Annotated in this window: 9 protein-coding genes; 4 read left to right on the top strand and 5 right to left on the bottom strand. The window is 39.9% G+C overall.

Going from position 1 to position 8,248, the window contains the following annotated elements; translation table 11 throughout:
• The first annotated feature begins 267 nt into the window (after positions 1-267).
• Together ORQ98_RS28190 and ORQ98_RS28195 are read left to right on the top strand one after the other, a co-directional pair.
• A complete protein-coding gene (locus ORQ98_RS28190) occupies positions 268-648 on the top strand; it encodes a MerC domain-containing protein (protein ID WP_274692167.1) in 381 nt (126 codons plus the stop codon).
• Between the two features lie 378 nt (positions 649-1,026).
• The gene (locus tag ORQ98_RS28195) at positions 1,027-1,326 is read left to right on the top strand and encodes a hypothetical protein (protein ID WP_274692168.1); all 300 of its coding nucleotides are present in this window, start codon (positions 1,027-1,029) and stop codon (positions 1,324-1,326) included.
• 395 nt (positions 1,327-1,721) lie between these two features.
• Here ORQ98_RS28195 and ORQ98_RS28200 read toward each other — a convergent pair whose 3' ends face one another.
• Positions 1,722-2,333, bottom strand: a complete 612-nt coding sequence (locus tag ORQ98_RS28200) for a hypothetical protein (RefSeq protein WP_274692169.1) — start codon at positions 2,331-2,333, stop codon at positions 1,722-1,724.
• Positions 2,334-2,683: 350 nt separating this feature from the next.
• Here ORQ98_RS28200 and zigA point away from each other — a divergent pair, with 350 nt between their 5' ends.
• Together zigA and ORQ98_RS28210 are read left to right on the top strand one after the other, a co-directional pair.
• Positions 2,684-3,892 (top strand): zinc metallochaperone GTPase ZigA, encoded by a 1,209-nt coding sequence (zigA, locus tag ORQ98_RS28205; RefSeq protein ID WP_274692170.1) that lies wholly within the window; start codon positions 2,684-2,686, stop codon positions 3,890-3,892.
• Entirely contained in the window at positions 3,889-4,566 is a 678-nt protein-coding gene (locus ORQ98_RS28210; RefSeq protein ID WP_274692171.1) for a DUF1826 domain-containing protein, read from the top strand. Before zigA ends, ORQ98_RS28210 begins: the two co-directional genes overlap by 4 nt.
• Before the next feature lie 339 nt (positions 4,567-4,905).
• Here the strand turns inward: ORQ98_RS28210 and ORQ98_RS28215 are convergent, their stop codons facing one another.
• From ORQ98_RS28215 to ORQ98_RS28230, 4 genes are all read right to left on the bottom strand, one after another.
• Complete coding sequence (locus ORQ98_RS28215; protein ID WP_274692172.1) at positions 4,906-5,358, bottom strand: hypothetical protein; 453 nt, start codon at positions 5,356-5,358, stop codon at positions 4,906-4,908.
• Between the two features lie 366 nt (positions 5,359-5,724).
• Positions 5,725-6,228: a hypothetical protein gene (locus tag ORQ98_RS28220; RefSeq protein WP_274692173.1), complete on the bottom strand. Its 504-nt coding sequence runs from the start codon at positions 6,226-6,228 to the stop codon at positions 5,725-5,727.
• 192 nt (positions 6,229-6,420) lie between these two features.
• On the bottom strand, positions 6,421-6,831 hold the full coding sequence (locus ORQ98_RS28225) for a hypothetical protein (protein ID WP_274692174.1): 411 nt from the start codon (positions 6,829-6,831) through the stop codon (positions 6,421-6,423).
• On the bottom strand, positions 6,788-8,248 hold a 1,461-nt coding region (locus tag ORQ98_RS28230), incomplete at its 5' end, for an RHS repeat domain-containing protein (protein ID WP_342455237.1). The genes ORQ98_RS28230 and ORQ98_RS28225, both read right to left, overlap by 44 nt.

The raw sequence follows: 8,248 nt of genomic DNA on the forward strand, positions 1-8,248 counted from the left end.
TGGAGCCATGCCTGTAGTCCAGCCCTTTAAGTCTTCCTCATCCTGCTAGTCAAGCATTAAAAACTTCGGAATCGAGTTCTCAGTATAAAGTTCACTGCGCTGCGTGAGCTTTATACCTAACTGAATAGGAGTGTACTAGCAAACCTAATTTTGCAATACCTAAAAAGCCTTGGTCTTTGGAAGGAATTTTTATATTTAATATTTGTTATGTTATAACGTTTTAAAAATGCAGGAAGCAACATTAAGAGATGGAAAGCTTGGCTAAAAATGAAAAATATACAAACAACACTTGATAAAGCAGCTGTCGGGGTTTCTTTTCTCTGCGTGGCACACTGCTTACTAATACCAGTCGTTATAGTCATTATTCCTACAGTTGTATCTGCTATGTTAAGTGATGAGGTATTTCATAAAGTGCTAATATTGTTTGTGCTGCCAACTAGTATCCTTGCACTAATAATGGGGTGGCAAAAACATAAGGCTTGGAGTGTTATTCTGCTAGGGGCAATCGGTTTACTAATAATTACGTTAGCAGCCCTTTATGGTCATGACATTGTCGGCGAAGCAGGAGAAAAGTGGGCAACGATTATCGGCAGTATCGTTATTGCTTTAAGCCATTACAAAAATCAGAAACTTTGTCGTAATGAATAGACACTGTTTTGAATCATTGACACACTGACTAAAGGAGATGTGAAGGAGTTTGTAGCTAAATTAGTGTTGTTACAATTTTAACTTTTCACACAACACAAAAACATGCTTAAAAACACACCAATATTGTTTAAAGTCTAGTTAAATAGCTCTCGAAGATATTGGTGTGCTTCATCCTCCACCTACTTCCTCTACAGCCTTTCCAAAATCAGCCGATAACCACCGCTTATCGGTAGAGGGCTAAGTAACCTTCCATTTTTTTTGTTAATCTTAACACCTGTTTCTAAACTTTTCTTGATGTACTAAAATTAGTCAAATGGAGCTTACTCATGTGCTTATGCAGCATGAAGTAACGTAAAATATTCTTAAGGAGAAGATAAAATGCCTGAAGTAAAAACAATAAGTGGACAAGTTAATGCTAATGGTTCAGTGGGAATCGAAGGCTCATTTAATTCAAACCGTACAGGCACAGGCTTGTATACTGTGAACTTCAATAATAATGTCTTTACATCAGAGCCTATAATTGTAGTCACTGTTATTACAGATGGCGAGTCATCCACCTATACGGCTTGCGCATCAATACATGATGCTAGCCCAAATGGATTCAGTTTGAGCGTTCAGAACTTAAGTGGAAAATCAAAAGATTTTCCTTTTAATTTTATTGCAACCTCTGCTCAGTAAGTCAAATAAACTAGATATTTGACCAGGGTTTATGTACTTAGCAGGAATTAACCTTGGTCAATTATTGTTGTTACTAAACATAAGTATGACGTATTTATGGCTGTGATTTTTTACTGATACTTATTCAAGCTCTCTTGATAGCTTTGAATAAAATTTAACTATGTGTTTCTCGTAACCTTTTAGGTCTTCTATCCACCCTCGCCTGTAGCCTTTTCAAAACCAGCCGATAAACCACTTTTATCGGTAGTTGCAAGGAAATATGGAATAACTGGCTACCAACTCTTAGCTGATGGTGAGCTACGTTCTTATAAGCTCATAGATTCAGCCGGAACGGAAAACAGCATAAGTCCTATATGCGACCGCATAGAATCACGCTCCAGCCTGAAAATAGAGTATCAGTAATAGTCACCAGACTTGACATTAGTAATATCGAAATACCGTAGTGTGGCATCTCCGGCAGCGCCTACACCATAAAAGTAAGCCGTTGCTGGTCTGGTGCCAGACAAGTGAGCAGCCGAAGTCCCGTTATCATTCTTGGTGATGACAATTTTACCGTTAGCGTTTTTAGTGATAGAAAGGTGAGCCCAGCTGTCTTTGTTACCACCAACTTGCTTGTATTGAAGCTTGATTGAAACCCCTTTTTCATTAGTACTATCAGCAAAATCAACCAGCTCATCGTAGGTGTATTCCATCAACCAGAATTTTTCAGGTTGTAGTTGAGGACAAGAGAGGTTTTTTTCAAATTTGTCGTATGTTTTATGGTCTTTGTTGCTATTAAGAGGGCGTACTTTTACTTTAAGCCAGTCAGCTGTAGCAAGAGGGTCGCAGCCAAAAGCAAGACCAACTTGGCGACTGCCATTCCTTTTTTTTTGTATTATATTGACACTCTCATACATGTGCTCATTAGTTGTAATTATGCGCTTGTCAGCATTGGCAAGAGGGCTGATAGCAGTGATAGCTAGAGAGGTTATAATTAATTTTTTGAAATTTTTTTTTAATGCGCTCATTTTAAATCGTCCAATGATTAAAATTATTATGAGTGGCTAAGAAAAACCCCTGCTGGCAATTTGTATTTTCTGATTACCTTAGCAGTAGAGGTCAGTCCTTCCCTAACTTTAGGGAAAAAGCTCAGATGCTTCAATCGATTGATAAGAGGTCTGGCCAATATCGTCAGAATACCGGCCGGACCACTACATACCCAGTGATCGGCAGTGACGAGTGATGTTTAGTTGTATCAGCTAATTCTCTTTCTCAAACGGCAAGCAAGTTTTAAAATGAACAGTTATGTTATAACATAACATATAAGAGTAACCCTATTTATACTCCAGAAGACATACCTATAAGATCCGAGAATGTTATGACTCAGACAAACAAACTCCCCGTTACAGTGCTTTCAGGCTTTCTTGGCGCGGGGAAAACAACTGTACTTAGCCATATTTTAAACAATAGACAGGGTAAGAAAGTCGCTGTGATCGTCAATGACATGAGTGAAATAAACATTGATTCAGCAACTGTCCAGAATGAAGTTTCCTTCAACCGAAGTGAAGAAAAACTTGTGGAAATGAGCAATGGCTGTATTTGCTGCACATTGCGTGAAGACCTATTAGAGGAAGTCAGTCAACTAGCAAAGAGCGGTCGTTTTGATTATCTCATCATTGAATCAACCGGTATATCTGAACCCTTGCCTGTAGCAGAGACCTTCACTTTTTCTGATGAAAATGGTCTATCACTCTCTGATATTGCAAGCCTTGATACAATGGTCACTGTGGTTGATGCTGTAAACTTCCTCAAGGATTACGAGGAAGCCCAATTTTTACAGGATGCAGGTGAATCTCTTGGTGAAGAAGATGAGCGCAGTGTCGCTGATTTACTTGTTGATCAGGTGGAATTCGCTGATGTTATTCTCTTAAGCAAAACTGATCTAGCAGACGCTTCAAGCACAAAGCGCCTCATTGTTATTCTTCAAACACTCAATACTCACGCTCAGATCATTCCGATTTCTCATGGCCAAATTGATATTGATAAAGTCATTAATACAGGCCTATTCAACTTCGAGCGAGCTCAACAAGCGCCAGGCTGGCTCAAAGAGATGCGGGGTGAACATGTTCCTGAAACAGAAGAGTATGGCATTGGTAGTTTTAGTTATGTTGCGCGACGCCCTTTCCACCCAGAAAAGTTTTATCAATTTCTCCACAGTACCGAACAATACGGCAAACTCATCCGATCTAAAGGTTACTTTTGGTTGGCATCACGCCCGGAGTTTGCTGGCCAGTGGAGCCAGGCTGGTGGTATCGCTCGCTACAGCTTTGCAGGGATGTTTTGGAAAGCCGTACCCAAGGAAAAATGGCCGACAGATGAAGAGTATTTAACATCTATTTACCAACAGTGGGTCGAACCTTTTGGTGATATGCGTCAGGAGTTGGTCTTTATTGGTCAAGGACTGAATCAAACTGCTATCACCCAAGCATTAGATAACTGCTTACTAAGCGACGATGAATTACTGCTAGGAAAAAACTACTGGGCCACGTTGAACGACCCTTTCCCATCATGGAGAGAAAGCGCATGATCTCTATTAATCAACTTGACGATCTTAGCTCTGCCATATCAGAAAAAATGCGACGCATAGCCACCAGCAAAGCGCCAGCAGGTTTGACTGAGATTTATCAAGAAGAAATCAATCTGGTCATTTGGCAGCGAGAACTAAATGTAACTGTTAAAAAAGCTGTTAGCGACTTTTTGGCATCCAATCGTACTTTTCAAATTGCCCAGAGCATAACACCACAATCTGCACTTTCAGTTGTTCGTCAATCTTTAGGTAATGAGAGTCAACCAGCTTTGGGTGAAAATATTGCTGAGCTCGTGGATATGTTTTGCTGTTTGTTTGACCTCAAACGAGCAGGATTACGATTAACTGTACTTGATCGCGCAATGTGTCCTAAATTCCATGTTGATAAAGTACCATGCCGACTCGTCAGTACTTATCAAGGTATGTCTACAGAGTGGTTGCCGCATCATGCTGTTGATCGTACAAAACTAGGGATAGGCAGTAACGGATATTCAGATGAGCAATCTGGCCTCTTCCAAAGTAAAGATGATATTCACCAACTAAACACTGGAGATGTAGCCTTACTAAAAGGTGAGCTTTGGGAAGGGAATGAAAATGCAGGCTTAGTTCATCGATCACCTGCGTTAAAAAAAGGTGAAAGCCGTTTGCTATTAACATTGGATTTCAGTGACTGATTATTGACATTCTGTGAGAGGAGATAATTTTAATGAGAAATACATTGGCTGGCATGTCGCTCGGTGCTCCATTCTCAACCCACCCCACCTGTAGCCTTTACAAAACCAGCCAATAATCACAAGAACCGGCTAGTTTTACCTTGCTGGCGTAGTATGCTACCCAAAACGGTAATACGTATTCCTTTTATTTGAAATAACTAAGCCCTACTTACACCACCCCTGACGCTTACCGTCATCATAGGGTCTGGCAAATTTGGCGGGGTCGCAGTATTGGCAAGTGTATGAAGAAACAAAGCCAGCGCGGGGCTGGCATAGGACAGCTATGGATGCTGAAATTGTTTACTCATGATCAGGGAGTCTATTATAGTACTCAGCATGGCTAAGTAGCTCAAAGCCCTTCTTCCTTACATGAAGGTAATAGTAACCTGAAATTGTATACCACTTATTCAGTTGTAGAGGCTTAGCTGGTGCTTCTTCTTTCCATCCACTAGGCACTACACCATAAGTAACTTCTTTTAAGGATGGGTAGCTTTCAGCTGGTTCTAGCCACCAAAGTAGATTAGTTATTCCGTCTTTTGTAGACCATTTCCCTTTATCATCCAACTCAGCAATAAAGAAATCACTAAGTGATACTCCAGCACCTACGCAATTTGGCCAAGTTGATACGCAAAATGTAGGGTTGTTATTTTTATCAATCTTCACGATGCTTACGTACACTTTTTGCTGGCATCCAGCAAGCAGGGTCATTGCAACCAATAATGCATATATCTTGTGTTTAAGGAGTTTTAACATGATTAGCTACACCTGAAAATTTAGTGACAGGCTTGTTTGATTCATTTCTTCTAACATAGTCTTCAAAAATTTGCCCTCTCTTTTCTACACTTCCATCTTTATATATAACGCCCAAGTCTTGGGTCATAATCCCGGTTTACGTTGTAATAAGTACCTGTTTCCTTGTCGTATACCTGACCAGGGAGCGCAGCGAAATAACAACGTTTTTTCCGTCGCCATCGACATCTTCGTTAGCACTACCTAAGCCAAAGGCGTCAGACTCCCATTGCCAGGTGATTTTTCGTTGGGCATTGGTGGCATAACGTGGTGTATTGAGGTGGTCGGTATGTAATTAAAAAGCCAGCTTAATGCTGACTTCTTTGGCTTTTATTTTTGGGTTTTCTCTACCCAGTACATTTGTTTATGTCCTTTTTTCTCAAAGCTATCAGCTAGCTGTAAGGCAGCTTTTTTGCTGAGTTTTGTTGTTATGGTATTTTTTGCTCCATTGTCATCCTGGCGGTTAACATTCCAGTGATCAAGTTTGTCTAAAGAAACCTCTTCATTAAACTCTAAGGACTCTTCATCTGATATGTAAATATACTCCAGTAAATCGTTTGCTAGTTTTGTTAGTTCACCAACTGGTGTATCTATATCTAAAAACACGTCTATATTGTTATCTGGAGCTTCAGAGTGAGATATCAGCATATATTTGCTGGTATGCACTTCTATAATGGCAGCAGAAACCTTTCCTAAGTCATCATTACTAATCTCATACTCAAGGTTATTTGATGAAAATAAGTCTTTTTGTTTTAAGCTCAGTAGCCATTTATCAAAATTGCATGTGCTTAAATCAGATCGCTTGATTTGCTTAATCATATTTGTTGCTTGCACTTATAGCCTTTCCTAGTATGCTTAAAAAATATCTGCATTTTTCCATAAAAACAAAGTAATCAATGATAGCTAAAACAACAACCATTACCAGTGTATAAATAGAAATAAAAACAGTATTTTTTGTCACCTAAAAACTCTCACTCTCATTAGCTTTAATAATTATTAAATATACACTAAACCTGCCACTAGAGTTCATATAGCTATGCAAATATCATATCCATCCACTTTAAAAACCCTCCTTTTTTTTATAAATAAATATTTTTCTTTTACTGGTTTTAGGCTTTTCAGCGGGATAAACACAGGTTTTAAAAAGTAATGATTTAGTGTTGGCCTCATATAAACGCCCTTTTCATCTATAAACACTTTCATTGAATTAAAATAATCAAATTTTTTTTCTGACTCCCGGCGAAAGAAAACCATTTGAATCTTATAGTTGCTATTACTGTGTTGGCCATTAGAGTTAGGAAAACTTATTGCTAACTCATTCCATACTTTATTTTGAGTATCACTGTACAAAGCATAAGCAACTAACATTGCAAATAACAATATAAATGTAAAACTAATGAAGAAGGTCATATAAGCCCCGCCCAATCTTTCTTCCAAGATCACCTAAAACAGTTGAAGAGAATACTGTTATTCCATGTGCATATGTTAATGATGCACCAGAACCTCGGCCAACTCCAGCTTCAACTATTGGTGGATAGGAGCCATGTGTACCATTAGGGAAAGGGTCCTGTTTTCCATTAACTGAGCAGCTGTTTTGTTGAGGCGTATATTTATAAGGGAAACTGACTGAAAAAGAAGCTGGGCCTATGCTTAATGAGCCAGAACCACCAGAACCAGCTAATGTATCAACTGTGTTATCCCCAAGGCCTAGCAAGCCTCTGCCAAACACACTCAACCCTTTACCAACACCGATTCCTGCTTCAGGAGTGACAACAATTGCAAATTTTCCATTTGTATCAAGTGCAAATGTAATCGAGCCTCCAACACTGGTACCGTGTACGGTTGTGTAGGCACCTCCAAAAGATAAGCCCCAAGACTCTAACCCAAGTGGGTCAATGAACATCACAGGGTTATTATTAGCGTAGGAGTAGGTGTTAGCTCCTCCTTCTAATCCAATAGGGTCAGTTTGCACATAACGCCCTAAGTTGGGGACATAATCCCGGTGGTGGTTATAAAAAGTACCTGTTGTCTTGTCGTATACTTGGCCAGGGAAGCGCAACGAAATAGCGGTTTTAATACCGTTGCCGTCTACATCTTCTTCAGCGTCGCCAACTCCAAAGGCATCAGACTCCCATTGCCAAACGACTTTCTCTTGGTCGTTAGTCGCATATCGTGGTGTATTGAGGTGGTCAGTGTGAATATAGCTAATGGCGTATTTGCCGTCTTTCCCGGCAATGTGGGCAACGGGCATACTACCTAACCAAATATATTCACTGGTTTGTTTTAAGTCTCTTGATTTATAGCTCAGCTCGCTTAGTAAGTTACCGCCGTTACTGTAAATATAAAAATCTTGGTAAAGTGAAGTGCTCGCCCGTCTAATACGTTTGCCGAAAGCATCATAATAGTTGTATAGCTTCACCAGCCCACCGCTATAAACGCCTTTTAAACGGCCCATAGGGTCATACTGATAATCATCACCTAAGTAGCTTTTAAAGTGCCCACTCTCAGTATGGGTAACAACGTTATTAGCGATTTTATCAAGCTGGTTGCTGTTGTTTTTATACGTCAGGGTTTGGGTTTCGGTTTTATCACCAAACTTCCAGGTGCGGCTTAAACGGTTGCCTAACGCATCATAAACATAAGTTTTGCTGCCATAGCTGCCTGTTTCTCCCTTTAGTCGGTCCAATTCATCGTAAGCAAAGGTTTGGCTTTTTATGCCTCGATCAATGCCTGTGATATTGCTGTTATCGTCATAAGAAAAATGGCGTCTATCGATGCCTGTAGCGAGATGGCCTGTAATGCGGTAGTCCTGGTCGTACGATCTTGATAGTAGTATTCCATTACCCCATTTGAA

It is taken from the genome of Spartinivicinus poritis (assembly GCF_028858535.1).
Taxonomy (GTDB): domain Bacteria; phylum Pseudomonadota; class Gammaproteobacteria; order Pseudomonadales; family Zooshikellaceae; genus Spartinivicinus; species Spartinivicinus poritis.

Bases quoted from the DNA above. Each gene is read 5' to 3' on its own strand.
- ORQ98_RS28195 (WP_274692168.1), top strand. From the start codon at position 1,027: ATGCCTGAAGTAAAAACAATAAGTGGACAAGTTAATGCTAATGGTTCA.
- ORQ98_RS28215 (WP_274692172.1), bottom strand. From the start codon at position 5,358: ATGTTAAAACTCCTTAAACACAAGATATATGCATTATTGGTTGCAATG.
- zigA (WP_274692170.1), top strand. From the start codon at position 2,684: ATGACTCAGACAAACAAACTCCCCGTTACAGTGCTTTCAGGCTTTCTT.
- ORQ98_RS28210 (WP_274692171.1), top strand. From the start codon at position 3,889: ATGATCTCTATTAATCAACTTGACGATCTTAGCTCTGCCATATCAGAA.
- ORQ98_RS28200 (WP_274692169.1), bottom strand. From the start codon at position 2,333: ATGAGCGCATTAAAAAAAAATTTCAAAAAATTAATTATAACCTCTCTA.
- ORQ98_RS28190 (WP_274692167.1), top strand. From the start codon at position 268: ATGAAAAATATACAAACAACACTTGATAAAGCAGCTGTCGGGGTTTCT.